Annotated in this window: 19 protein-coding genes and 7 tRNA genes; 6 read left to right on the top strand and 20 right to left on the bottom strand. The window is 62.0% G+C overall.

Features of this window, described 5'->3' with window-relative positions; all coding sequences use genetic code 11:
• Nucleotides 1-30: 30 nt before the first annotated feature.
• Together leuD and leuC are read right to left on the bottom strand one after the other, a co-directional pair.
• A complete protein-coding gene (leuD, locus tag DM807_RS03615) occupies nt 31-675 on the bottom strand; it encodes a 3-isopropylmalate dehydratase small subunit (protein WP_012271189.1) in 645 nt (214 codons plus the stop codon).
• Nucleotides 672-2,105, bottom strand: a complete 1,434-nt coding sequence (gene leuC, locus DM807_RS03610) for a 3-isopropylmalate dehydratase large subunit (protein ID WP_179027057.1) — start codon at nt 2,103-2,105, stop codon at nt 672-674. The genes leuD and leuC overlap by 4 nt, the downstream gene beginning before the upstream one ends.
• 131 nt (nt 2,106-2,236) lie before the next feature.
• Between leuC and DM807_RS03605 the strand changes: the two genes are divergently transcribed.
• Both DM807_RS03605 and DM807_RS03600 read left to right on the top strand, forming a co-directional pair.
• A complete protein-coding gene (locus DM807_RS03605) occupies nt 2,237-3,115 on the top strand; it encodes a LysR family transcriptional regulator (RefSeq protein WP_012271187.1) in 879 nt (292 codons plus the stop codon).
• A 62-nt stretch (nt 3,116-3,177) separates the two neighbouring features.
• Entirely contained in the window at nt 3,178-6,474 is a 3,297-nt protein-coding gene (locus tag DM807_RS03600) for a PAS domain S-box protein (protein WP_179027056.1), read from the top strand.
• 57 nt (nt 6,475-6,531) lie between these two features.
• Here DM807_RS03600 and DM807_RS03595 read toward each other — a convergent pair whose 3' ends face one another.
• The 12 genes from DM807_RS03595 to gltX all read right to left on the bottom strand — a co-directional run bounded on the left by DM807_RS03595 (nt 6,532) and on the right by gltX (nt 12,765).
• Nucleotides 6,532-6,975 (bottom strand): Hsp20 family protein, encoded by a 444-nt coding sequence (locus DM807_RS03595; protein ID WP_012271185.1) that lies wholly within the window; start codon nt 6,973-6,975, stop codon nt 6,532-6,534.
• A gap of 172 nt (nt 6,976-7,147) precedes the next feature.
• Nucleotides 7,148-8,119 carry a tRNA dihydrouridine synthase gene (locus DM807_RS03590; protein WP_060494531.1) on the bottom strand — a complete coding sequence of 324 codons (972 nt, stop codon included), beginning with the start codon at nt 8,117-8,119 and terminating at the stop codon, nt 7,148-7,150.
• A gap of 51 nt (nt 8,120-8,170) precedes the next feature.
• Nucleotides 8,171-8,605: an acyl-CoA thioesterase gene (locus DM807_RS03585; RefSeq protein WP_012271183.1), complete on the bottom strand. Its 435-nt coding sequence runs from the start codon at nt 8,603-8,605 to the stop codon at nt 8,171-8,173.
• Between the two features lie 108 nt (nt 8,606-8,713).
• Complete coding sequence (locus DM807_RS03580; protein WP_012271182.1) at nt 8,714-9,547, bottom strand: alpha/beta fold hydrolase; 834 nt, start codon at nt 9,545-9,547, stop codon at nt 8,714-8,716.
• A gap of 15 nt (nt 9,548-9,562) precedes the next feature.
• Nucleotides 9,563-10,102: a TetR/AcrR family transcriptional regulator gene (locus tag DM807_RS03575; RefSeq protein ID WP_060515096.1), complete on the bottom strand. Its 540-nt coding sequence runs from the start codon at nt 10,100-10,102 to the stop codon at nt 9,563-9,565.
• Between the two features lie 173 nt (nt 10,103-10,275).
• Nucleotides 10,276-10,351: transfer RNA gene (locus tag DM807_RS03570), tRNA-Glu, on the bottom strand.
• A 42-nt stretch (nt 10,352-10,393) separates the two neighbouring features.
• Nucleotides 10,394-10,469, bottom strand: a tRNA-Ala gene (locus DM807_RS03565).
• 62 nt (nt 10,470-10,531) lie between these two features.
• Nucleotides 10,532-10,607: transfer RNA gene (locus tag DM807_RS03560), tRNA-Glu, on the bottom strand.
• A 42-nt stretch (nt 10,608-10,649) separates the two neighbouring features.
• A tRNA-Ala gene (locus DM807_RS03555) sits at nt 10,650-10,725 on the bottom strand.
• A 53-nt stretch (nt 10,726-10,778) separates the two neighbouring features.
• Nucleotides 10,779-10,854, bottom strand: a tRNA-Glu gene (locus DM807_RS03550).
• A gap of 72 nt (nt 10,855-10,926) precedes the next feature.
• Nucleotides 10,927-11,002 (bottom strand) — tRNA-Ala (locus tag DM807_RS03545).
• Between the two features lie 281 nt (nt 11,003-11,283).
• Nucleotides 11,284-12,765 carry a glutamate--tRNA ligase gene (gene gltX, locus DM807_RS03540; protein ID WP_012271180.1) on the bottom strand — a complete coding sequence of 494 codons (1,482 nt, stop codon included), beginning with the start codon at nt 12,763-12,765 and terminating at the stop codon, nt 11,284-11,286.
• A 143-nt stretch (nt 12,766-12,908) separates the two neighbouring features.
• Here gltX and DM807_RS03535 point away from each other — a divergent pair, with 143 nt between their 5' ends.
• Nucleotides 12,909-13,964, top strand: a complete 1,056-nt coding sequence (locus DM807_RS03535; RefSeq protein ID WP_012271179.1) for an HlyD family secretion protein — start codon at nt 12,909-12,911, stop codon at nt 13,962-13,964.
• Entirely contained in the window at nt 13,954-15,504 is a 1,551-nt protein-coding gene (locus tag DM807_RS03530; RefSeq protein ID WP_012271178.1) for an MDR family MFS transporter, read from the top strand. The genes DM807_RS03535 and DM807_RS03530 overlap by 11 nt, the downstream gene beginning before the upstream one ends.
• 71 nt (nt 15,505-15,575) lie before the next feature.
• On the opposite strand, the gene uvrB is transcribed toward DM807_RS03530, so the two are convergent.
• Nucleotides 15,576-17,591 (bottom strand): excinuclease ABC subunit UvrB, encoded by a 2,016-nt coding sequence (gene uvrB, locus DM807_RS03525; protein ID WP_179027055.1) that lies wholly within the window; start codon nt 17,589-17,591, stop codon nt 15,576-15,578.
• A gap of 287 nt (nt 17,592-17,878) precedes the next feature.
• On the opposite strand from uvrB, the gene DM807_RS03520 reads away from it, so the two are divergent.
• Together DM807_RS03520 and DM807_RS03515 are read left to right on the top strand one after the other, a co-directional pair.
• Nucleotides 17,879-19,075, top strand: coding sequence for an amino acid aminotransferase (locus tag DM807_RS03520; RefSeq protein ID WP_060494533.1), 1,197 nt, complete (start codon nt 17,879-17,881; stop codon nt 19,073-19,075).
• Nucleotides 19,076-19,137: 62 nt separating this feature from the next.
• Nucleotides 19,138-19,213, top strand: a tRNA-Asn gene (locus DM807_RS03515).
• A 58-nt stretch (nt 19,214-19,271) separates the two neighbouring features.
• On the opposite strand, the gene DM807_RS03510 is transcribed toward DM807_RS03515, so the two are convergent.
• The 5 genes from DM807_RS03510 to DM807_RS03490 form a co-directional block, all read right to left on the bottom strand.
• Nucleotides 19,272-19,673, bottom strand: coding sequence for a cupin domain-containing protein (locus DM807_RS03510; RefSeq protein WP_012271175.1), 402 nt, complete (start codon nt 19,671-19,673; stop codon nt 19,272-19,274).
• Between the two features lie 135 nt (nt 19,674-19,808).
• On the bottom strand, nt 19,809-20,369 hold the full coding sequence (locus DM807_RS03505; protein ID WP_012271174.1) for a DUF1285 domain-containing protein: 561 nt from the start codon (nt 20,367-20,369) through the stop codon (nt 19,809-19,811).
• Nucleotides 20,370-20,379: 10 nt separating this feature from the next.
• Nucleotides 20,380-20,985: a DUF4823 domain-containing protein gene (locus DM807_RS03500; protein ID WP_012271173.1), complete on the bottom strand. Its 606-nt coding sequence runs from the start codon at nt 20,983-20,985 to the stop codon at nt 20,380-20,382.
• A gap of 66 nt (nt 20,986-21,051) precedes the next feature.
• On the bottom strand, nt 21,052-22,020 hold the full coding sequence (locus DM807_RS03495) for a GTP 3',8-cyclase MoaA (RefSeq protein ID WP_012271172.1): 969 nt from the start codon (nt 22,018-22,020) through the stop codon (nt 21,052-21,054).
• Between the two features lie 110 nt (nt 22,021-22,130).
• Entirely contained in the window at nt 22,131-22,766 is a 636-nt protein-coding gene (locus DM807_RS03490; RefSeq protein ID WP_012271171.1) for a TetR/AcrR family transcriptional regulator, read from the bottom strand.
• Between the last annotated feature and the right edge of the window lie 676 nt (nt 22,767-23,442).

Genomic DNA, 23,442 nt, shown 5'->3' with positions numbered 1-23,442 from the left:
CCGCAAGGCCAGCACTCACTGCTATATCACTCAGGCATCACGGAACAGCCAAGGCTGCCCGGCGCGGTGCTTGCCTTCGAAGGCCTTGATCGCATCGCTGTCCTGCAAGGTCAGGCCGATATCGTCCAGGCCGTTGAGCAGGCAGTGCTTGCGGAACGCGTCGATCTCGAAGTGCAGTACCTTGCCATCCGGGCGAGTCACCGCCTGGGCCTGCAAGTCGATGGTCAGTTGGTAGCCGGGGTTGGCTTCGACCTGCTTGAACAGCTCGTCCACTTCCTCATCGCTGAGGATGATCGGCAGCAAGCCGTTCTTGAAGCTGTTGTTGAAGAAGATATCGGCAAAGCTCGGCGCGATGATGCTACGGAAGCCATATTCGTCCAGCGCCCACGGGGCGTGCTCGCGGCTGGAGCCGCAACCGAAGTTCTCCCGCGCCAGCAACACGCTGGCACCCTGGTAGCGCGCGTGGTTGAGCACAAACTCCTGGTTGACCGGGCGCTTGCTGTTGTCCTGGTAGGGCTGGCCCACGTCCAGGTAACGCCACTCGTCGAACAGGTTCGGGCCAAAGCCGGTGCGCTTGATCGACTTCAAGAACTGCTTGGGGATGATCTGGTCGGTGTCGACGTTGGCACGGTCCAACGGCGCGACGAGGCCAGTGTGCTGGGTAAAGGCTTTCATGCTGCGCTCCCTTGGATCAACTCGCGGACATCGATGAAATGGCCGGCTACCGCAGCAGCGGCGGCCATGGCCGGGCTGACCAGGTGGGTACGACCACCGGCGCCCTGGCGGCCTTCGAAGTTGCGGTTGGAGGTGGACGCGCAATGCTCGCCGCTCTCCAGGCGGTCCGGGTTCATCGCCAGGCACATCGAGCAGCCCGGTTCACGCCATTCGAAACCGGCTTCGAGGAAGATCTTGTCCAGGCCTTCACGCTCGGCCTGGGCTTTGACCAGGCCCGAGCCCGGTACGACGATGGCTTGCTTGACGCTGGCGGCCACCTTGCGGCCCTTGGCGATTTCCGCCGCGGCGCGCAGGTCTTCGATACGCGAATTGGTGCACGAGCCGATGAACACGCGGTCCAGTTTGATATCGGTGATCGCCTGGTTGGCGGTCAAGCCCATGTACTTCAACGCACGCTCGATCGAACCACGCTTGACCAGGTCGGCTTCGGCAGCCGGGTCCGGTACGCGCTGGTCGACGGCCAGGACCATCTCGGGCGAAGTGCCCCAGCTGACCTGTGGCTTGATCTGGCTGGCATCCAGCTCGACCACGGTGTCGAACACGGCGTCTTCATCCGACACCAGGTCTTTCCACGATTCGACCGCTTGCGTCCATTGCTCGCCTTTCGGCGCGTACGGGCGGCCTTCGACGTAGGCAACGGTAGTGGCGTCGGTCGCCACCAGGCCCACACGGGCACCGGCTTCGATGGACATGTTGCAGATGGTCATGCGGCCTTCCATCGACAGTTCGCGGATGGCGCTGCCAGCGAACTCCATGGCGTGGCCGTTGCCACCGGCCGTGCCGATCTTGCCGATCACGGCCAGCACGATGTCCTTGGCGGTAACGCCGGCTGGCAATTGGCCTTCCACGCGCACCAGCATGTTCTTCATCTTCTTGGCGACCAGGCACTGGGTGGCGAGCACGTGCTCGACCTCGGAGGTGCCGATGCCATGGGCCAAGGCACCGAAGGCGCCGTGGGTGGAAGTGTGCGAGTCACCGCAGACCACGGTCATGCCCGGCAAGGTGGCACCCTGCTCCGGGCTGATGACATGGACAATACCTTGGCGCTCGTCATTCATCTTGAATTCGACGATGCCGTATTCGTCACAGTTCTCGTCGAGGGTCTGCACCTGCAGGCGCGACACCTGGTCGACGATGGCCTCGATACCGCCCTTGCGCTCTGGCGTGGTCGGCACGTTATGGTCGGGCGTGGCGATGTTGGTGTCGATGCGCCACGGTTTGCGGTTGGCCAGGCGCAGGCCTTCGAAGGCCTGGGGCGACGTCACTTCGTGGATGATGTGGCGGTCGATGTAGATCAAGGACGAGCCGTCATCACGGCGCTTGACCTCATGGGCTTCCCAGAGTTTGTCGTAGAGCGTTTTGCCAGCCATCAGACTGTTCCTCATCAGCGTCTTTCTATGCCAAAGACCCCTTGGCTTGTACGGACGATGCTAGGGGGTTAGATTGAATAACTCAAATTCATAATTTTTATGCTTTGGATAACCCAAAGGAATACAAAACCATGGACCTGGCCAACCTCAGTGCCTTTATCGCCATAGCCGAAACCGGCAGCTTTTCCGGCGCGGCTGAACGCCTGTTCCTGACCCAGCCGGCCATCAGCAAACGCATCGCCGGCCTGGAACAGCAGTTGGACGTGCGCCTGTTCGACCGCCTGGGCCGCGAAGTGACCCTGACCGAAGCCGGGCGCGCCCTGCTGCCACGGGCCTACCAGATCCTCAACGTCCTTGATGATACCCGACGGGCGCTGACCAATCTGACCGGGGCCGTGAGCGGTCGCCTGACCCTGGCCACCAGCCATCACATCGGCCTACACCGCCTGCCCCCGCTGCTACGGGCGTTCACCCGTCAATACCCGGCGGTGGCGCTGGATATTCAGTTCATGGATTCGGAACAGGCCTACGACGAGATTCTGCATGGCCGCGCCGAAATTGCCGTGATCACCCTCGCGCCCGAACCGCATCACCTGGTCAAGGCCGTGCCGGTGTGGGACGACGCCCTGGACTTCGTCGCCGCCCCCGAGCACCCACTGGCCAGCAACCAGGCGGTCAGCCTGGCTGACGTCGCCCGCCACCCAGCGGTATTCCCCGGCGGCAATACCTTTACCCACCATATTGTCCAGCGCCTGTTCGAAAGCCAGGGCCTGACGCCAAACATCGCCATGAGTACCAATTACCTGGAAACCATCAAGATGATGGTGTCGATCGGCCTGGCCTGGAGCGTGCTGCCACGCACCATGCTCGACGAACAGGTTGCACCCATCGCTTTGCCCGGCATACAGCTGTCGCGCCAGCTAGGCTACATCTTGCACACGGAGCGTACGCTATCGAACGCGGCCAGGGCATTCATGGCCCTGCTCGACAGCCACGCAGGGCCCGCCTGACCGGCCGTCAGCCAGGTATTTCCGATTCCAAGGACGCGTCATACGCCAAAGGTCTGGTACCGATGCCCAAATCAGCAAACCGCTTTTTGCGCCTGCCGCGAATACCTGCGGCTGATCCCCAGGAGTCCGAGCAGGCCTGGCAGAACGCGCCACAACTGCTGGCCGCGCTCAACGGCGCGCGCCTGGGCGCCTGGCTGTGGGACATCGAAAGCGGCAGGGTCAGCTGGTCGCGGGGCACCCAAGCCCTGTTCGGCTTCGATCCGCAGCGGCCACTGCCCGCCGATATCGATTACCTGGACCTGCTGCCCGAGGAGGATCGCGCCCGCACCCGCCAGGTGTTCCAGGCGGTGTTCAACGGCGAGCCCGTGGAGCAGGCCATGCGCCACCGTATCCGCTGGCCGGACGGTAGCCTGCACTGGCTTGAGATCAACGGCAGCCTGACCCACGACCCGCAGGGCCGGCCGCAGATGATCGGGGTGATCCGCGAAATCACCCGCCAGCGCGAACGGGAAACGGCGCTGATCAATTCGGAAAAGCGCTTCGCCACGCTGTTCCACCTCAGCCCCAACGCTATTTTGCTGACCCGTCGGCACGACGGCATGATTTTCGAAGTGAACCAGCATTTCGAGGACATGTTCGGCTGGCCCGGCAGCCAGGTGATCGGCAAGACCAGCCTGGAGTTGGGCCTGTGGGTCAACCCCGAACAGCGCCACCAGGTCATGGAATCCACCCGCGCCAACGGCGGCCCGCTGATCATGGAGGTGCAGTTCCGCGCCACCAGCGGCAAAGTGCATGACGGCATCCTCTGCACCCAGGGTATCGAGCTGGAGGGCGTGACCTTCCTGATCAGTACCTTCGTCGACACCACCGAACGCAAGCGCGCCGAGCAGGCCCTGAAAGACAGCCAGGAGCGCCTGGACCTGGCCCTGGACTCGGCGCAGCTGGGCACCTGGGACTGGCACATCCCCAGCGGCATGCTCTACGGCTCGGCCCGCGCCGCGCAGCTGCACGGCCTACCGCCGATCCCCTTTCATGAATCGTTCGATGCGTTTTTCGAAGGGGTACCGGAGCAGGAACGCAATTCGATGCGCCAGGCCTACCGCAGCCTGCGCGAAGGGCCCGCAGGCAATTACCAGATTACCTACCGGGTGCAGCTGGAAAGCGGCATTTCACGCTACATCGAAAGCCGCGCGCGGCTGTACCGCGACGAGCAGGGCAACCCGCTGCGCATGGCAGGCACCCTGCTCGACATTACCGACCAGGTGGAACGCGAGCAGCGCCTTAGCGCCTCGGAGGAGAAGTTTGCCAGCCTGTTCCAGGTCAGCCCCGACCCGATCTGCGTCACCCGCCAGGACACGGGCCAGTTCATCGAGATCAACCCGGCATTCACCCAGACCTTCGGCTGGAACGGCGAACAGGTACTTGGCCGCACTGCAGAAGAGATCGGCCTGTGGGCCGAGTCCATCGAGCGCGCGCAACGTATCGAGCGAGTGATCCGCGAGCAGGCCCTGAGCAACGTTGCCGTGGTGGTCAATCACCGCAATGGCGCGCCGCTGACCTGCGTGATTTCCAGCCGCCTGATCACCGTCGACGACCAGCCCTGCAGCGTTACCACCCTGCGCGACATTACCCAGCAGCAACGTGCCGAGGCCGCGCTCAAGTCCAGCGAAGAAAAGTTCGCCAAGGCCTTCCACTCCAGCCCCGACGCCATCACCATCACCGAACGCCACAGCGGCCGCTACCTGGAAATCAATGACGGCTTCTGCCGCCTGACCGGTTACAGCGCAGCCGAAGTGGTGGGCCACACGGTGTACGAGATCGGCATCTGGGCCGACGACAAGCAGCGCAGCGCACTGCTGGCCGAACTGCGCGAGCGTGGCCGGGTGCACCACCGCGAGATGCTCGGGCGCAACAAACGAGGCGATATCCTCACCGTTGAGGTTTCGGTGGAACCGATAACCCTCAATGAAGTGGACTGCCTGCTGCTGAACGCCCGCGACGTCAGCCAGCTGAAGAACGCCCAGGCACAGATACGCCACCTGGCCTACCACGACCCGCTGACCAACCTGCCAAACCGTGCCCTGCTGATGGACCGCCTGAGCCAGCAGATCGCCCTGCTCAAGCGCCATAACCTGCGCGGCGCCCTGCTGTTCCTCGACCTCGACCACTTCAAGCACATCAACGATTCGCTGGGCCACCCGGTGGGCGACACCGTGCTGAAGATCATCACCGCCCGACTGGAGGCCAGCGTGCGCCTGGAAGACACCGTGGCGCGGCTGGGTGGCGACGAATTCGTGGTGCTGCTCAGCGGCCTGGAAGGCAGCCGCGAACTGGTGGAAGAGAAGGTGCGCGAGCTGGCCGACACCCTGCGCGAACTGCTGGCCGAGCCGATGTCGCTGGATGGCCAGCGCCTGCAGGTGACACCCAGCATCGGCGTGGCACTGATCCCCGACCACGGCGCCACGCCGGCCGACCTGCTCAAGCGTGCCGATATCGCCCTGTACCGGGCCAAGGACTCGGGACGCAACACCACCCAACTGTTCCACACCACCATGCAGAAGGCCGCCAGCGAGCGCTTGCGCATGGAAAACGACCTGCGCCTGGCATTGGCCCGTGGCGAACTGGCGCTGCACTTCCAGCCGCAGGTGGATGCCCGCGACAACCGCATTGTCGGCGCCGAAGTGCTGCTGCGCTGGCACCACCCTCAACTGGGCCAGCAACCGCCCGCACAGTTCATTCAGGTGCTGGAAGAAAGCGGCCTGATCCTTGAAGTTGGCTGCTGGATTCTCGACGAAGCCTGCGACGCCTGCGCCCGCATGCTGACCGACGGGCTGATCGACGCCGATGACTTCAGCCTGTGCGTGAACATCAGCCCCAGGCAGTTCCGCCAGAACGACTTTGTCGGCCGGGTGCTGCGCAGCCTGGACGACTATCGCCTGCCGCGGCATATGCTGAAACTGGAAATCACCGAAGGCATTGTCATCCAGAATCTGGAAGACACCATCAGCAAGATGCGCGAACTGAAGCGCTACGGGGTGAGTTTTGCCATGGATGACTTTGGCACCGGCTATTCCTCGCTGACCTACCTCAAGCGCTTGCCGGTGGATGCGTTGAAGATCGACCAGACCTTCGTGCGCGATGCACCGATCGACCCCAACGACGCCGAAATCGTCCGCGCCATCGTCGCCATGGCCCGCAGCCTGGACCTGGCGGTGATTGCCGAAGGGGTGGAGCTGACCGAACAGCTGGAGTTTCTCGAACGGCTGGGCTGCCACCTGTACCAGGGGTATCTGCACAGCCGGCCGCTGCCGTTGCCGGAGTTTCGGCAGATGCTACTGGAGGCGCCCGCAGATTATTGAGCCGGCGTGTAAACGCAAGAAGGGCACCCGAGGGTGCCCTTCTTCACATCTGCGCCTTCAGTTCAGCGCTGGCTTGTCGCCATTGATCGGGATGCGCTTGGCCTTGGCTTCTTCAGGTACGATGCGCAGCAGGTCGATGCTGAGCAGGCCATTGGCCAGGCCGGCGGCCTTGACTTCGATATGGTCGGCCAGGCGGAACGACAGCTTGAAGGCGCGTTGCGCGATACCTTGGTGCAGGTAGGTCACCTCAGTGGCGCCATTTTCGCGCTTGCCACCGGTCACGGTCAGGACACCTTTTTCAACCTGCAGGTCGAGGTCCTGCTCCTGGAATCCGGCTGCGGCAACCACGATGCGGTAGTGGTCATCACCATGCTTTTCCACGTTGTAGGGCGGGTAGCTGCTACCGGCCTCATTACGCGCCGCGGACTCGAACAGGTCGTTGAAACGGTCGAAACCAACGGAATGGCGGAAGAGTGGAGCGAGAGAGAAAGCGGTGGTCATGGTCATAAACTCCTGAGAATCAGCAAGTAAGTCATTACGCGACCCGACTTCGGCATCGCGTACTCAAGAGATATGGCCGAGGGAAATGCTTTCAAGGGGCAAGCAGAAAAAATCTGATTTCTTGCACGGGATCTGGTGGCTGCTTCGTCGGTAACCCCGCGAAGCAGCCGACTCAAGCAACACATGCTTCCAGAGCTTGAGGCTCAACCCCAAGCAAACGGCTGATCCGCGCGCAATCATCCTCCCGACGCAACTCGGCAAACAACACCACCGCTTCGGGGTAACTGCGGGTCAACATCGCCAGCCACTGCTTCATCCGCCCTGGCGCATAGCGCGGCGACAACTTGTTCTGGGCCTGGCGCCAGAACTCGCGCAACAACGGCAGCAGGTCATCCCAGCTCATCGGCTGATAGTCGCGCCCCTCACGCGCGGCGGCTATCTGCAGGCCCAGGTCTGGGCGCGACACCAGCCCACGGCCCAGCATGATATCTTCGGCCCCACTGACTTCACGGCAACGCCGCCAGTCGTCGACGGTCCAGATCTCGCCATTGGCGAACACCGGCACCTTGACCACATCCTGTACCCGCGCCACCCACTCCCAATGCGCGGGTGGCTTGTAGCCCTCGACCTTGGTCCGTGCGTGCACCACCAGGTGCGCAGAACCGCCTTCGGCCAGCGCCGTGGCGCACTCCAGCGCCCCATCAGGGCTGTCGAAGCCCAGCCGCATCTTCGACGTGACCGGGATATTCGCCGGAACCGCACGGCGTACTTCACGCACGATGGCATGCAGCAACTCCGGCTCCTTGAGCAGCACGGCACCACCGCGTGACTTGTTCACGGTCTTGGCCGGGCAACCGAAGTTCAGGTCGATCACCGGCGCCCCCAATTCACAAGCCAGCGCGGCGTTCTCCGCCAGGCACACCGGGTCCGAACCCAGCAACTGCACGCGCATGGGCACCCCGGCAGCCGTGCGCGCGCCCTGGCGTAATTCGGGCGCCAGCTTGTCGAACGAAGAAGGCGGCAGCAGGCGGTCGCACACGCGAATGAACTCGGTGACGCACCAGTCGATACCGCCCACGCGCGTCAGCACGTCGCGCAGGATGTTGTCGACCAGCCCCTCCATGGGGGCCAGGGCAATTTGCATGTTGGGGTCTCGGGGTAAAAAGCCGGCAGTCTAACAAAAATTGCCGGCGATTCAGGCGCCGATCAGCGCCGGACCGTAACCCTCGATGAATTCCGCCGGCATACGCTTGGGTTTACCGCTGGACAACTCGATGCAGGCAAAGGTGGTTTGCGCGCGCAGCAGGGTTACACCGTCACGTGGGCGCTTGAGCTGGAAGCGCCGGGTCATGCGCAGCCGCTGGTCCCAATCGATGATCCAGGTGGCCAGTTGCAGCTCGTCGTCCTCGTAGGCGGCAGCCAGATAATCAATTTCGTGACGCACCACGGCCATCGCCCGGTCCAGGCGCCGATACTCGGCCAGGTCCAGGCCCAGGCGCTGGGAGTGGCGCCACGCGCAGCGCTCCAGCCAGGTGACATAGACTGCATTGTTGGCGTGGCCGAGGCCGTCGATATCCTCGCTGCCGACGCGCAGGTCGATGACGAAGGGTGTTGCCAGGTCCCAGCTCATGTTCGCTTCCTTGGCGCAAAAAGTGAATTTAGCAGCGACCTGCAGAAGAATGTCCAGCCCTACCGCCCTGACACGGCCACTCCTGCAACGACAGGGGCAGCCTGCCAATCAGGCGCTTTGCCGCGCCGGTGCGGCTGCGCGGGCCAGCAATTCGAGCACGGCTTCACCCAGACGCGGGTCAGCCAGCACCCGCTGGTGGCCGCCCTCTTCCAGCAGCATCAGGCGGCTATCGAACCAGGCCTTATGGATTACATGGGCTTCATCGGGAGCCACCAAGGCATCATCGGCGGCATGCACCACCAACCCCGGCAATTCCAGCTGGTAACCGGTCACATCCAGCCGCGCGATCTGCATGCCCACATCCCGCTCAATCTGGCGAATGAACGCCGCCCGTGCCCGCGCCGGCAACCCCAGGTGATGGGCAAAACCTCGCAACACGCCTAGCAGCCGCGCCGGGGCCGCAATGCTTACCGCCGATTCTGTGCGCAACCCCATCTGCAGGGCCAGCAACACACTGGCCCCCCCCATGGAATGGCCAATGACCGCACGCAGTGGCGGTAACTCGGCGGCAGCCTCAAGCAGCGCTCGGGCAAACAGCACCACATTGGCCTGCTCGCCAGGCGAACGCCCATGCCCCGGCCCCTCCAGCGACACTACAGTGTGCCCGGCCTGGACCAGGGTTTCGATCAAGGCGGCAAACTGGGTCGGGCGCCCTTCCCAGCCATGCATCAGCAGCACGGTCGGCCCCTGGCCCCAACGCAAGGCCGACAGCCCGAAGCGCAGGGTAATGCGCTCGGCGCTGGCCAGCATGGGCAGCTCCCAGTCCCGCGGCGGCAGGTTGCGCGGGGTCATGAAGGCACGACGCATCTTGCCCGCGACATGCTCAGGGGCCAGGCGGCCCAGGGTGCCATTGACACCACGAATCCAGCTCAGGGTGGTCATCGCCATGCTCCAGGGTTAAAGCACCGCCGATTTGGCGGCGCGCAGAATACGGTCAGAAAGGTCACTGGTACCCAAGGCCCGCGCCAGCGCCAGGCCACCGACCATCAGCGCCAGGTCGGCCAGCGCCTTGTCGGCATCCTCAGGGCGGTCAACCATTGCGGCGGTCATCAATTCGATGTGCTCGGCCAGCACCTCACGGAAAACCTCCGGCAGGCGCTGCATTTCGCCCAGCGAGTTAGGCAACGGGCACGCGTGCACTTCGGCGTCCCGGTGCTTGCGCGACAGGTAGAAGGCCCCGGCCAGCGCACGCCGCCCGGCACCATCGAGATTGGGGTCGATCTGGGCGAGCAAGGCGCGGCGCTCGCCCAACAGCTGGCGGAATGCTTCGAGCATCAGCTCGTCTTTGCTGTCGAAGTGGGCATAGAAGCCGCCGACGGTCAGGCCTGCCGCGCCCATCACCTGACTGACGCTGGGCTCCGCCGGGCCATGCTGGATCAGCGCACTGCGCGCAGCTTCCAGAATGCGTTCACGGGTTCTGCTCTTCTTGTCGCTCATCAGGGCACTCACCATGCAAAATATGATGATCGAAATATTATTCTCATCATATTTTTTGGCAAGCAAAATATTCAACCGTCGGTCGGTAGTGGTTTTTGGGAGAGGGGAGAAAAACAAAAGGCCCATTCAATAAGCGAATGAGCCTTTAAAGTCCCGCAAAACGCGGGTAAATGTGGCGTCCCCTAGGGGACTCGAACCCCTGTTACCGCCGTGAAAGGGCGGTGTCCTAGGCCACTAGACGAAGGGGACGTAACCTTCGCGAAGGTCCACTTGCGTGAACCCTGGCAGAAATGGTGGAGCTAAGCGGGATCGAACCGCTGACCTCCTGCATGCCATGCAGGCGCTCTCCCAGCTGAGCTATAGCCCCGAAACAAAAGGCTCATCAATAATCGACGAGCCTTTTTAAGCCCTGCAAAACGCAGGAAAAAGTGGCGTCCCCTAGGGGACTCGAACCCCTGTTACCGCCGTGAAAGGGCGGTGTCCTAGGCCACTAGACGAAGGGGACGTAACCTTCGTGCCGGCCCGCCAAAGCGAACCGCGGCAAAATTGGTGGAGCTAAGCGGGATCGAACCGCTGACCTCCTGCATGCCATGCAGGCGCTCTCCCAGCTGAGCTATAGCCCCAGATTTATAGCCTCGCGGCCCAGCGACATCGTGAAACATCGCTTGTGTAAAACTGGCGTCCCCTAGGGGACTCGAACCCCTGTTACCGCCGTGAAAGGGCGGTGTCCTAGGCCACTAGACGAAGGGGACGAACCTTCTTACCTTCAAGACCCGGTTGCTGGACCCGGTCTTGCTTATCAGCCTTGGCTGCTAAGCGGAATTTGGTGGAGCTAAGCGGGATCGAACCGCTGACCTCCTGCATGCCATGCAGGCGCTCTCCCAGCTGAGCTATAGCCCCACAATGTCGCGTTGAACCGAAGCGCTGGCTGGGTGCCTGGCGTTTCGTTTTCATTCATCGCTGTGGACGGGGCGCATATTAAGATCGGATTGCAAAGCTGTCAAACTAATTTTTCAAAATATTCAAAAAAATTTTCACAGATAACAATCACTTACCGCCCTGCCCCAGTTCTTGGAGGTTTAGTTGAACCTGCAGGAGCGGGCTTGCCCGCGAATGCGGTGTTGAATTTACCATCGCATTCGCGGGCAAGCCCGCTCCTACAGGTTAGGGGTAAAGCTGAATCAGGCGATGGAAGCCAGCAGCTTTTCCCACTCTTTGTTTTCTTTCTTAGACACACCGCCCAGCAGGTCCAGGGCCTGGCGCAGGCGGTAGCGGGTCAGGTCGGGGCCGAGGATTTCCATGGCGTCCAATACCGAAACCGAGCTGGCCTGGCCGGTGATGGCGGCGAACATCAGCGGCATGGCATCACGCAGCTTCAACTCCAACGCCTCGACCACGGCCTGGATGCAACCGGTGATGCGCTCTTTTTCCCACTGGCGCAGGCTTTCGAGCTTCCACAGGATCAGCTGGATCACCTGGCGCACCTGGTCGGCCGACAGTTTCTTGCTTTCGAACAGCTTGGCATCCAGCTTCAGCGCACCTTCGAAGAAGAACCCGCCCAGCGGGGCAACCTGGCTGAAAGTCTCGACCCGGCCCTGCACATGCGGGGCGATCTTCATCATGTAGTCGCTGTTGAACGCCCACTTCTGCAGACGAGTGGCAAACTCTTCGACCGGCAACTCGCGCAGCCACTGACCATTGAGCCAGGACAGCTTCTCGATGTCGAAGATCGGGCCGCCCAGCGAGATACGCGACAGGTCGAAATGTTCGACCATCTCGGCCAGCGAGAATTTCTCGCGCTCGTCAGGCATCGACCAGCCCATGCGGCCCAGGTAGTTGAGCATCGCTTCCGGCATGAAGCCCATGCGCTCGTAGAAGGTGACCGAGGTCGGGTTCTTGCGCTTGGACAGCTTGGACTTGTCCGGGTTGCGCAGCAGCGGCATGTAGCACAGCTTGGGCTGCTCCCAGCCGAAGTACTCGTACAATTTGATCAGCTTGGGTGCCGACGGCAGCCACTCTTCCCCACGCAGCACGTGGGTGATGCCCATCAGGTGGTCGTCGACCACGTTGGCCAGGAAGTACGTCGGCAGGCCGTCGTTCTTCATCAGCACCTGCATGTCCATGCGGTCCCACGGGATTTCGACATCGCCGCGCAGCATGTCCGGCACCACGCAGATACCTTCGCTCGGGACCTTCATACGGATCACGTGCGGCTCGCCAGCATCCAGGCGGCGCTGCACTTCTTCGGCGCTCAACAGCAGCGCGCGGCCGTCATAGCGTGGGGTTTCGCCGCGAGCTTGCTGCTCGGCGCGCATCTGCTCCAGCTCTTCGGCGGTGCAGAAGCAGTAGAAGGCGTGGCCGGCGTCAACCAGTTCCTTGGCGTATTTGGCGTAGATATCGCCACGCTCGCTCTGCCGGTATGGGCCATGCGGGCCGCCCACGTCCGGTCCTTCGTTCCATTCGATGCCGAGCCAACGCAAGGCGTCGAAGATTTGCTGCTCCGACTCGCGCGTGGAGCGCAGCTGGTCGGTGTCTTCGATGCGCAGGATGAACTCACCGCCGTGCTGCTTGGCAAAGCAGTAGTTGAACAAGGCGATGTAGGCGGTGCCGACATGGGGGTCGCCGGTAGGCGATGGCGCGATACGCGTGCGTACGGTGGTCATGGAGAGTCTCGAACGAAAGATGAAACAAAGGCGGGATGTTAGCAGGAGGCAGGCACCGGGCTCCAGCAATGGCGCGAACGTCACTTGTCGACAGGCCCTGCGGCGCTGTTAAATTTGTTTACATTTTTGGAACGATAGTCCCCATGCCTGCTCAACTCAAACGCCGCCTGGCGATCTTCTTTACTCTGGTGGCCATCATCGCCCTCGCCTTCCTGGCCCACTGGTACTTCAAGGGCCGCTTCTACGAGAGCACCGACAATGCCTATGTGCAGGGCGAGATCACCCGTATCTCCAGCCAGCTTGGCGCACGTATCGACACTGTGCCGGTCGAGGACAACCAGCACGTCAACAAGGGCGACCTGCTGGTGCGCCTGGAAGCCGCCGACTTCGAACTGGCTGTCGAGCGCGCGCACGCCGCCTTGGCCACCCGCGAAGCCGAGTACGCGCAGGCACAGAGCCGCCTGACCCAACAAGGTAGCCTGATTGCCGCTGGCCAGGCTCAGGTGGCGGCCAACCAGGCCACGTTCGACCGCTCACGCCTGGACCTCAGCCGCGCCGAGAAGTTGCGCAAGCCGGGTTATGTCTCCGAAGAGCGGGTCACCACCCTGTCGGCGGACAGCCATGTTGCCGGCTCCCAGGTCGACAAGGCCCGCGCCGACCTGCAGAGCCAGCGCCAGCAGGTCAACGCCCTGAACGCCGACCTGAAACGCCTGGATGCGCAAATTGCCAACGCCCGCGCCGACCTGGCCCAGGCCGAGCTGAACCTGACCCGCTGCGAAATCCGCGCGCCCATCAGCGGTACCATCGGTCAGCGCAATGCGCGTAATGGCCAGGTGGTACAGGCCGGCGCTTACCTGCTGTCGATCGTGCCGGACGAAGATATCTGGGTGCAGGCCAACTTCAAGGAAACCCAGATTGGCCACATGCAGCCTGGCCAGCGTGCCGAGCTGTTATTCGACAGCTATCCCGACACCCCCATCGAAGGCCGGGTGGACAGCCTGTTCGCCGCCTCGGGCGCGCAGTTCAGCCTGCTGCCGCCAGACAACGCCACCGGTAACTTCACCAAGGTGGTGCAGCGCATCCCGGTAAAACTCACCTTCAGCGCCGACAACCCGTTGCACGGGCGTATCCGCCCTGGCATGTCGGTCACCGCCACCGTCGACCTGCGCCGCGAAGACGAAGGCCAACATGGCCGGTGATACGTTGCTCCGCCCCACTGCGGAGCCGACTCGGCGCGACTGGATCGCAGTGATGAGCGTGATGCTCGGTGCCTTCATGGCGGTGCTGGACATCCAGATCACCAACTCCTCGTTGAAGGACATTCAGGGCGCATTGTCAGCGACGCTGGAAGAAGGCTCATGGATTTCCACTTCGTACCTGGTGGCGGAAATCATCATGATCCCGCTGACGGCCTGGCTGGTACAGCTGCTGTCGGCGCGGCGCCTGGCCGTGTGGGTATCGGGCGGCTTCCTGCTGTCGTCGCTGCTGTGCTCGATGGCCTGGAACCTGGAGAGCATGATCCTGTTTCGCGCCTTGCAGGGTTTCACCGGCGGCGCGCTGATTCCGCTGGCATTTACCCTGACACTGATCAAGCTGCCCGAGCACCACCGCGCCAAGGGCATGGCGATGTTCGCCATGACCGCCACTTTCGCGCCCTCCATCGGCCCCACCCTGGGCGGCTGGCTGACCGAGAATTGGGGCTGGGAGTACATCTTCTACATCAACATCCCACCAGGCCTGGTGATGATTGCCGGCCTGATGTATGGCCTGGAGAAGAAAGAAGCGCACTGGGAACTGCTGAAAAGCACCGATTACGCCGGCATCGTCACCCTGGGCCTGGGGTTAGGCTGCCTGCAGGTGTTTCTGGAAGAAGGCCACCGCAAGGACTGGCTGGAGTCGAACCTCATCGTCGGCCTGGGGAGTGTGGCCCTGGTCAGCCTGATCACCTTCGTCATCTTGCAGTTTTCCAAACCGCACCCGCTGATCAACCTGCGCATCCTGGGTAACCGCAACTTCGGCCTGTCGAGCATCGCCAGCCTGGGCATGGGTGTGGGCCTGTACGGGTCGATCTACCTGTTGCCGCTGTACCTGGCGCAGGTGCAGGGCTACAACGCCTTGCAGATTGGCGAGGTGATCATGTGGATGGGTATTCCGCAGCTGTTCCTGATCCCCTTGGTGCCGCAACTGATGAAGGTGGTGTCACCCAAGGTGTTGTGCGCGTTGGGGTTCTGCCTGTTCGGGGCTGCCAGTTTCGGCTCTGGGGTGCTCAACCCGGACTTTGCCGGGCCGCAGTTCAACCACATCCAGATCATCCGCGCCCTGGGTCAACCGATGATCATGGTGACCATTTCGCTGATCGCCACAGCGTATATCCAGCCGCAGGATGCAGGGTCGGCGTCGAGCTTGTTCAATATCCTGCGTAACCTGGGCGGGGCCATCGGCATTGCCCTGCTGGCCACCCTGCTGGATGCGCGGACCAAGGTGTATTTCGACTACCTTCGCGAATCGGTGGTGCCGAGCAACCCCCAGGTAGCGGAAAGGCTGGCGCAACTGGCGGAGCGCTTGGGCAATGACAACGCGGCGCTGGGCAAGCTGAGCGAGATTACCCACCAGCAGGCCATGATCATGGCTTACAACGATGCGTTCCATTTTGTCGGGATAGGCTTGGCGGTAAGCATGGTGGCGGTGTTGCTGACCCGGAAGTTGCCGGAAGGGTTGAAAGCCGGGGAAGCACATTAAACACTCAAGGTGCTACGCGGCCACCGTGGGGGCGGTTCTTTCGCGACACAAGGCCGCCCCCACGTCATACTTCAGCTGGTAATCAACCGCTCGCGCAACTGGCTGATCTCGTCGCGCAACTGCGCCGCAGCCTCGAACTCTAGGTCGCGAGCGAACTGCATCATTTTCTCCTCCAACTGCTTGATACGCTTGGTGATCTCGCCCGGCGTACGCAGTTCGGCCTCGTAACGGGCGCTCTCCTCCGCCGCCTTGGCCATGCCCTTGCGCTTCTTGCTGCGCGCGCCAGGTACCGTGGCACCTTCCAGGATGTCGGTGATGTCCTTGACCACGCCCTTGGGCACGATACCGTTGGCCTCGTTGAACGCGATCTGCTTCTCGCGGCGGCGCTCGGTTTCATCGATCGCTCGCTGCATCGAGCCCGTCACATTGTCGGCGTAGAGGATGGCCCGGCCATTGAGGTTACGCGCAGCACGGCCAATGGTCTGAATCAGTGAGCGCTCGGAACGCAGGAAGCCTTCCTTGTCCGCATCGAGGATCGCCACCAGTGACACCTCGGGCATGTCCAAGCCTTCGCGCAGCAGGTTTATACCTACCAGCACGTCGAAGGTGCCCAGGCGCAGGTCACGGATAATCTCCACTCGCTCTACAGTGTCAATGTCCGAGTGCAGATAGCGCACCCGCACGTCGTGATCGGCCAGGTAGTCGCTAAGGTCTTCGGCCATGCGCTTGGTCAGGGTTGTCGCCAGCACACGCTCGCCTGCCACGACACGCTTGCGGATCTCGGACAACAAGTCATCGACCTGAGTCAGCGCCGGGCGTATTTCGACCTGCGGGTCGACCAGGCCGGTCGGGCGCACCACCTGCTCCACCACGCGCCCGGCATGCTCTGCTTCGTAGGGGCCAGGGGTCGCTGAAACGAAAATGGTCTGCGGGCTGACATCCTCCCACTCGTCGAAACGCATCGGCCGGTTGTCCAGTGCCGAAGGCATGCGAAAGCCATACTCGACCAGGGTTTCCTTGCGTGAGCGGTCGCCCTTGTACATGGCGCCGACCTGCGGAACGCTGACGTGGGATTCGTCGATCACCAGCAGCGCATCGGGCGGCAGGTAGTCGTACAGGGTAGGCGGCGGCGCCCCGGCCGGGCGCCCGGACAGATAGCGCGAGTAGTTTTCGATGCCATTGCAGTAGCCAAGCTCGAGGATCATCTCCAGGTCGAAGCGGGTGCGTTGCTCCAGGCGCTGCGCCTCGACCAGCTTGTTGGCCTTGTGCAGGTATTCCAGGCGCTCCTTCAGTTCTTCCTTGATGCCCTCCACTGCTTCCAGCAGCGTTTCACGCGGGGTGACATAATGGCTCTTGGGATAGAAGGTGAAACGCGGCAGCTTGCGGAAAACCTCGCCGGTCAGCGGGTCGAAGGCGGCGATGTTCTCCACCTCATCATCGAACAGCTCGATGCGGATGGCCTCCAGGTCCGATTCCGCCGGGAAAATGTCGATCACATCGCCCCGCACGCGGAAGGTGGCACGGGCAAAGTCCATTTCATTGCGGGTGTACTGCAAGTCCGCCAAGCGGCGCAGCAGCGCGCGCTGGTCGAGCTTGTCGCCACGGTCCACGTGCAGGACCATTTTCAGGTAGGTCTCGGGGCTGCCCAGGCCATAGATGCACGAGACGGTGGTGACGATGATGGCGTCGCGCCGCTCCAGCAGCGCTTTGGTCGCCGACAGGCGCATCTGCTCGATGTGGTCGTTGATGGAGGCGTCCTTCTCGATGAAGGTGTCCGACGACGGCACGTAGGCTTCCGGCTGGTAGTAGTCGTAATAGGAGACGAAGTACTCCACCGCATTGTTGGGGAAGAACGCCTTGAACTCGCCGTACAGCTGTGCGGCCAGGGTCTTGTTCGGCGCCAGCACCAACGTCGGGCGCTGCACGTGCTGGATGACGTTGGCAATGCTGAAGGTCTTGCCCGAGCCCGTCACGCCGAGCAGCGTCTGGTGCGACAGCCCCGCCTCGATGCCTTCGACCAACTGGCGGATGGCCTCGGGCTGGTCGCCTGCCGGCTGGAAACGGGTGACGAGCTGGAACTCGGACATGACGGACCTCGCGGCGCTGCGGTAACTGTAAATTTAGCCAGTAGTCTATACCCAAATGCGCCCGCTCGGGGGCGCTTTCAAGGCATAGCTGTGAACGCGTGTAACGGTGGACCCGGCAATTAGACCAATGGTCGAAAAATATTTGCGCAAATAACCGGAAAAGCTGCGCCAGAGTGTCGCGGTGACCGGTCGGTATCACTATACTGACTCCCCGTTTGTGCACCGCTTCAGTGCATTCGGCTGGAGCGTGTACGTCCTATCACTCTCCAATCAGAGCCGAAGTAACAATGAGCCTGTTTTCCGCTGTCGAGCTGGCACCCCGCGACCCTATCCTGGGCCTCAACGAAGCATTCAACGCCGACCCACGTACCGACAAGGTCAACCTGGGCGTGGGCGTGTACTGCAATGAGGAAGGCCGCATCCCGCTGCTGCGCGCCGTGATCGAAGCCGAGACCCAGCGTGCCGCACAGCACGCCTCGCGCGGCTACCTGCCGATCGACGGCATCGCCACTTATGACCAGGCCGTGCAAAAGCTGATCTTCGGCGCCGAGTCGCCACTGCTGGCCGCTGGCCGTGTGGTCACCGTACAGGCCGTCGGTGGTACCGGCGCACTGAAAATCGGTGCCGACTTCCTCAAGCGCATCTCGCCTGACGCCGTGGTCGCCATCAGCGACCCAAGCTGGGAAAACCATCGCGCGCTGTTCGAGTCGGCCGGTTTCCCGGTGCAGACCTATCGCTACTACGATGCGCCGACCAACGATGTGAACCGCGGCGGCATGCTGGAAGACCTCAACGCCCTGCCATCGGGCTCGATCGTCGTGCTGCACGCCTGCTGCCACAACCCGACCGGCGTCGACCTGAACCTGGACGACTGGAAAAATGTCCTGGAGGTGGTCAAGGCCAAGGGCCACGTGCCGTTCCTCGACATGGCCTACCAGGGCTTTGGTGATGGCATCGCCGAAGACGCCTTCGCCGTTCGCCTGTTCGCCGAGTCGGGCCTGGAGTTCTTTGTTTCCAGCTCGTTCTCCAAATCGTTCTCGCTGTACGGCGAGCGCGTCGGCGCACTGTCGGTCGTCACCGCCTCCAAGGACGAGAGCACTCGCGTGCTGTCGCAGGTCAAGCGCGTGATCCGCACCACTTACTCCAACCCACCAACCCACGGTGCAACCATCGTAGCCACCGTGCTGAACAGCGCCGAACTGCGCCAGATGTGGGAAACCGAACTGGGCGAAATGCGCCAGCGCATCCACGGCATGCGCAAGCAGATGGTTTCGCTGCTGGCCGAATATGGCGCCAGTCGCGACTTCAGCTTCGTTGGCCGCCAGGTCGGCATGTTCTCCTACTCGGGCCTGACCGTTGATCAGGTGGCCCGCCTGAAGAACGATTTCGGCATCTACGCCCTGGACACCGGCCGTATCGCCGTGGCCGCGCTGAACCAGAGCAACATCCATGTGGTCACCAAGGCTATCGTGGAAGTGCTGTAACTCATTGTTTTGCCTAGGGGTGGCTTGACTTCCCCTGGGCAATCAGTAAGATACGCGCAGATTCCGCGATAGCTCAGTCGGTAGAGCAAATGACTGTTAATCATTGGGTCCCTGGTTCGAGTCCAGGTCGCGGAGCCAAACACTGAAAAAGCCCCCAGATGCGCAAGCAACTGGGGGCTTTTTCGTTGCATCGGGTTTATTGGCCCAGCGCTTCGGTCACCGGCTTGCCCTCATCCACCAGGCTCCAGACCAGCAGCTTGGCAGGCTGGGTCTTGCTGGCATTACGTGACACGCTATGCACGGTGCCGGGCGCCTCGTACCAGTACTGGCCGGCCTTGTAGGTCTTTTCCTGCTCGTTGTTGAGCTTCGATACCACCGCACCTTCCAGCACGTAGGCCATCACTGCACCTGGGTGCTGATGCGCAGGGGACGCTTCGCCGGGTGCGTAGCTGACGGTAAGCATGACGGCGGTTTTGCCGGGGGCATTCGAGGGTTGTTGCTGCTGCAGGACTGTGACCTGGTCGGCAACGTCGCCGTGGGCCCAGGCGGGGGTTTGGGCGGCGAGCAGAGCGAAAAGGATGAGCGTTGAGGGTTTCATGCTGGGCTTCTCCTGGATGGCAATTGCCAGCAGGTTAGGCCCTGACAGGCTGAAGACAAATGGCCAATCCTGGGGAAAATCAGGAGGCCGATTGTTGCCAGTGCCGGCCTTTCGCGGGCACTGGCAACAGAGCATTCAGCTGCTGCGCCCAATCGGATAAAACTCGCCCTGGCTCCATACTCCAAGCCATTCCTCACCCTCGATCTCACGCGGCACCGCCAGCTCCACCAGTTGGTAGAACACATTGCGGTGTATCAACGCCTCAAGGTTGCTGCGCATCAGCACATACGGCGACGGCTCCTGCGTCACCGGATCGATGACCACCCGCAGAGGATTGTCCGGCCCGGCCTCGACCTGGTCCTCGACATTGCTGGTAAAGCGCAGCACTTGCTGCTTGCCCTCGCCCTGCACGTCCAGCGCTACAGCCACGAACGGGGCATCGTCAACGCGAATGCCAACCTTCTCGACCGGAGTAATCAGGAAATAGTCATCGCCATCGCGGCGAATGATGGTAGAAAACAGCCGCACCATCGGTTTGCGCCCGATCGGCGTGCCCAGGTAGTACCAGGTGCCATCGCGGGCAATGCGCATGTCGATGTCGCCGCAGAAGTCCGGGTTCCACAGATGCACCGGCGGCAGGCCCTTGGCCTTGGGGATCTGCGCCAGAAGGTCATTGGCCTTGCCGGAATCGCTCATCACGCTTGCCTCATTCACTCATGCCCAGAAGGCTACGAGCGTACTCGCGCATCGGCGCACCAAGCAAATCCTCCGGGGTATTGTCGTGGAACGTCAACAAACCGCCACGACTCTTGATGCGGGCGGTGTCGATCAGGTAGCGGGTATTGGTTTCGATCAGCATCATCTGCACCACGCCACTGTCCCAACCCACGCGGTCTACGGCCTGTTCGTCGTACCACTCGTCACCATTGCCGATGCGGTCGTCGGTGCGCGCGAAACGCGTATACAACACGTAATCGGCACCTACCGAGCGCGCCTGGGCAATGGCCTCCTCCAGGCCCAACGGGCCCTGGGCGCGGCGTACCAGCGGGAAATACTCGACGAAGCTCTTGAAGGCTTGCTCTGCCACTGCGTTCTGCCGTGGCACTGGCCCCTTGCCCGGCGGCACGAATGCACCCTGGCCGATGAAGATGAACGAGTCCGGTTGCAGGCGGATCGACAAGGTGCGGCGGGTTTCACTGTGATCCAGCAGACCGGCATCGCTCATGTGATAGCGAACGCCCTCGCCCATATCACTGACATTCATGCAGCCGCCCAGCGCCATCAGCGCCAGCAGCAAGACCAGGCTACGCATCTTTCCTCCAGTGGCCGGCGACGAAAAACCGGCGAATAGCCGGCGGATGCAGCTTTTGCGCCAGCTTCAGCCACCGATCACCTTCATCACCGTAACGCCCCCGGAAAACGCCAGCTCCTGCTTGTCTGCCAACGCCTTGACCAACAACCGTTGCAGGGCTGGCAGCGCCTGATGGCGTGGCTTTTCCAGCAGGTCACCGACGAAGTGGCGGTTGCCTGACGACAGACAGCCATGCAACCAGCCCGTTGAAGACAGGCGCAACCGTGAGCAGGTACGGCAAAACGGCACAGTCTCGTTGGCGATAACACCGAAGTAGCCCTTGCCGGGGATTTGATAACGCAAGGCAGTGGCATCCAAGGGCGCGTCGACCTGGGCATAGGTATGCTTGCCGCCAATCAGCGTGAGCAGCTGGTCGAGGCCGACGAACTGCTGCAGGAAAGCATTGTGATCACGGGCCAGATGGCCCATGCGCATCAGTTCGATGAAGCGCAACTCGAAGCCGCGCTCAAGACAGTATTCCAGCAGCGGCAGCACCTGGTCGAGGTTCTGCCCACGCATCGGCACCATGTTCACTTTCACCTGCATGCCCAGGGTGCTGGCTTGCTGCATACCCGCCAGCACGCAGGCCAAGTCGCCGCCTCGGGCGATACGGCGGAAGGCTTGCGGGTCGAGGGTGTCGAGGGAAACATTCAGGCGACGAATACCGGCCGCCTGCAACTGCGGCAATTTGCGCTCCAGCAGCTGGCCATTGGTAGTCAGCGAGATATCGTCGAGATCAAGTTTGGCCACGCCAGCCAGAAAGGCGTCCAGGCGCGGGCTGATCAGCGGTTCACCGCCGGTGATGCGCAGGCGCTCGACGCCGGCAGCTTCGATCAGGTAGGCCACGCCACGGGCCAGGGAGTCTGCTGAGAGTTCGTCCTGCGCCGCCACCAGGCGCTTACCGTCGGGTACGCAGTAAGTGCAGGCGTAATTGCAGGCAGCCGTCAGGCTGACACGCAGGTTGCGAAAGCGCCTGCCTTGACGATCGACAATCATGAATGACTCCGGCATGGATGATGAGGGGCAGGCGAAACCTGACTCATAAATCAGGTTTTTGCAAGCCCCCACCGCACCCTACCGGCTTCAGCGGGAAGTGACGAAGCGCTTCAGTTGGTTGGTTCCGGGTCGCGCTTACGCTTGTTGCCCATACGCACGCCAATGTCCATCAGAAACTGGAAGAAGCCTTCCTGGTCTTCCAATACATTGCTCCAGAACGGCGAGTGGTACAGCGCCACGGCGCCATGCACCAGCGCCCAGGCGGCGCAGTAATGGAAGTACGGCGGCACGTCTTCGAGTTTACCTTCGCTGATACGACCCTTGATCAGTTGGGTCAGGCGATCGAAGTTGGAAGCGCGGATGCTGTGCAACTGCTCGACCATTTCTGGCACCTGGTTGCCCTTGACCACCTTTTCTTCAAGGCGATCGAACAGCCGGTATCGTTGCGGATCGCGCATGCGGAACTCGAAGTAGGCGCGCGACAGGGCTTCCTTGTCACGGTCGACATCGGCCGAGTGCAACAGCGCGTTCAGGTCGCGCTCGTAGTCGAGCATCAGGCGCAGGTAGATTTCCGCCTTGGACTTGAAGTGCTTGTAGATCGTGCCTTTGCCGATGCCCACGGCGTCGGCGATCATCTCGACGGTGACGCTGTCTTCGCCCTGTTCGAGAAACAGCTTGAGCGCGGTGTCGAGGATTTCCTGTTCGCGACGGCGAAACTCACGGACCTTACGAGGTTCTTTCTGCATGGGAAGGACTGGATGACAATCGAAGCGGTTTATTATGCCTAACTTGCGGGAAATTGCACGGATCATCCAAGCATGGCAGTGTTTCACGATGCATACGGCCATGCGATGCGGGAGGAACGGAACGGCGGCGTATTCCAAATCTGTTTAAAAAACGACCAATATGCACTGGCACTGCGCCAAACCTGACCAATACTTGAAGTGTTGGCGCGGCGCATCCCCCCCAAGTGGCGCGCCGATAAAGGTGCTCAGGGACCGCGTACCTTTGTTTTACTCCTAATGGTCTTAACCCGGATTCCTCCCCCAGAACCCGGGTTTTTTTTGCTTACGCGACGGGCCGCAAAGCGGCCCGCACTCCCGCTCGACATTTGTACTGTGCTTTTGATCTTGATCTTGATCTTGATCTTGATCTTGATCTTGATCTTCGCGACTTCAGGAGGCCGAACGCAGGCCTTGCGGAGGGAGGTGACGGGCATGGATGCCCGTCAAGCGCTGGGCCCCAGGATGGGGCCTGCAGCGCGGTCCTCCCGGGAGCAAGGCCGGAGTGAGGGAACCCCGGAGCGCAGCGTAGGGGCCGGATGATGGGAGCGCAGCGTTTTTTGGTTACTTTTTGTCGCGTTTGACAAAAAGTGACTCGCCGTAAGGGCGAAAAGGTGAGTCAGTGTCGCCATCGCAAACG

This window comes from Pseudomonas hunanensis, from assembly GCF_013393325.1.
Lineage (GTDB): Bacteria > Pseudomonadota > Gammaproteobacteria > Pseudomonadales > Pseudomonadaceae > Aquipseudomonas > Aquipseudomonas putida_P.
The sequence above is the reverse complement of the archived record's forward strand: the minus strand, read 5'-3'. Positions and strand labels throughout refer to the sequence as shown.

What these genes read in the sequence shown, in the direction of transcription:
- DM807_RS03585 (WP_012271183.1), bottom strand. Translation starts at nt 8,605, where the DNA reads ATGAGCTGGGACCTGGCAACACCCTTCGTCATCGACCTGCGCGTCGGC.
- uvrB (WP_179027055.1), bottom strand. Translation starts at nt 17,591, where the DNA reads ATGTCCGAGTTCCAGCTCGTCACCCGTTTCCAGCCGGCAGGCGACCAG.
- DM807_RS03490 (WP_012271171.1), bottom strand. Translation starts at nt 22,766, where the DNA reads ATGCAGAAAGAACCTCGTAAGGTCCGTGAGTTTCGCCGTCGCGAACAG.
- DM807_RS03530 (WP_012271178.1), top strand. Translation starts at nt 13,954, where the DNA reads ATGGCCGGTGATACGTTGCTCCGCCCCACTGCGGAGCCGACTCGGCGC.
- DM807_RS03595 (WP_012271185.1), bottom strand. Translation starts at nt 6,975, where the DNA reads ATGACCACCGCTTTCTCTCTCGCTCCACTCTTCCGCCATTCCGTTGGT.
- DM807_RS03510 (WP_012271175.1), bottom strand. Translation starts at nt 19,673, where the DNA reads ATGAAACCCTCAACGCTCATCCTTTTCGCTCTGCTCGCCGCCCAAACC.
- DM807_RS03505 (WP_012271174.1), bottom strand. Translation starts at nt 20,369, where the DNA reads ATGAGCGATTCCGGCAAGGCCAATGACCTTCTGGCGCAGATCCCCAAG.
- DM807_RS03535 (WP_012271179.1), top strand. Translation starts at nt 12,909, where the DNA reads ATGCCTGCTCAACTCAAACGCCGCCTGGCGATCTTCTTTACTCTGGTG.
- DM807_RS03600 (WP_179027056.1), top strand. Translation starts at nt 3,178, where the DNA reads ATGCCCAAATCAGCAAACCGCTTTTTGCGCCTGCCGCGAATACCTGCG.
- DM807_RS03495 (WP_012271172.1), bottom strand. Translation starts at nt 22,020, where the DNA reads ATGATTGTCGATCGTCAAGGCAGGCGCTTTCGCAACCTGCGTGTCAGC.
- DM807_RS03575 (WP_060515096.1), bottom strand. Translation starts at nt 10,102, where the DNA reads ATGAGCGACAAGAAGAGCAGAACCCGTGAACGCATTCTGGAAGCTGCG.
- leuD (WP_012271189.1), bottom strand. Translation starts at nt 675, where the DNA reads ATGAAAGCCTTTACCCAGCACACTGGCCTCGTCGCGCCGTTGGACCGT.
- leuC (WP_179027057.1), bottom strand. Translation starts at nt 2,105, where the DNA reads ATGGCTGGCAAAACGCTCTACGACAAACTCTGGGAAGCCCATGAGGTC.
- gltX (WP_012271180.1), bottom strand. Translation starts at nt 12,765, where the DNA reads ATGACCACCGTACGCACGCGTATCGCGCCATCGCCTACCGGCGACCCC.
- DM807_RS03520 (WP_060494533.1), top strand. Translation starts at nt 17,879, where the DNA reads ATGAGCCTGTTTTCCGCTGTCGAGCTGGCACCCCGCGACCCTATCCTG.
- DM807_RS03500 (WP_012271173.1), bottom strand. Translation starts at nt 20,985, where the DNA reads ATGCGTAGCCTGGTCTTGCTGCTGGCGCTGATGGCGCTGGGCGGCTGC.
- DM807_RS03605 (WP_012271187.1), top strand. Translation starts at nt 2,237, where the DNA reads ATGGACCTGGCCAACCTCAGTGCCTTTATCGCCATAGCCGAAACCGGC.
- DM807_RS03590 (WP_060494531.1), bottom strand. Translation starts at nt 8,119, where the DNA reads ATGCAAATTGCCCTGGCCCCCATGGAGGGGCTGGTCGACAACATCCTG.
- DM807_RS03580 (WP_012271182.1), bottom strand. Translation starts at nt 9,547, where the DNA reads ATGACCACCCTGAGCTGGATTCGTGGTGTCAATGGCACCCTGGGCCGC.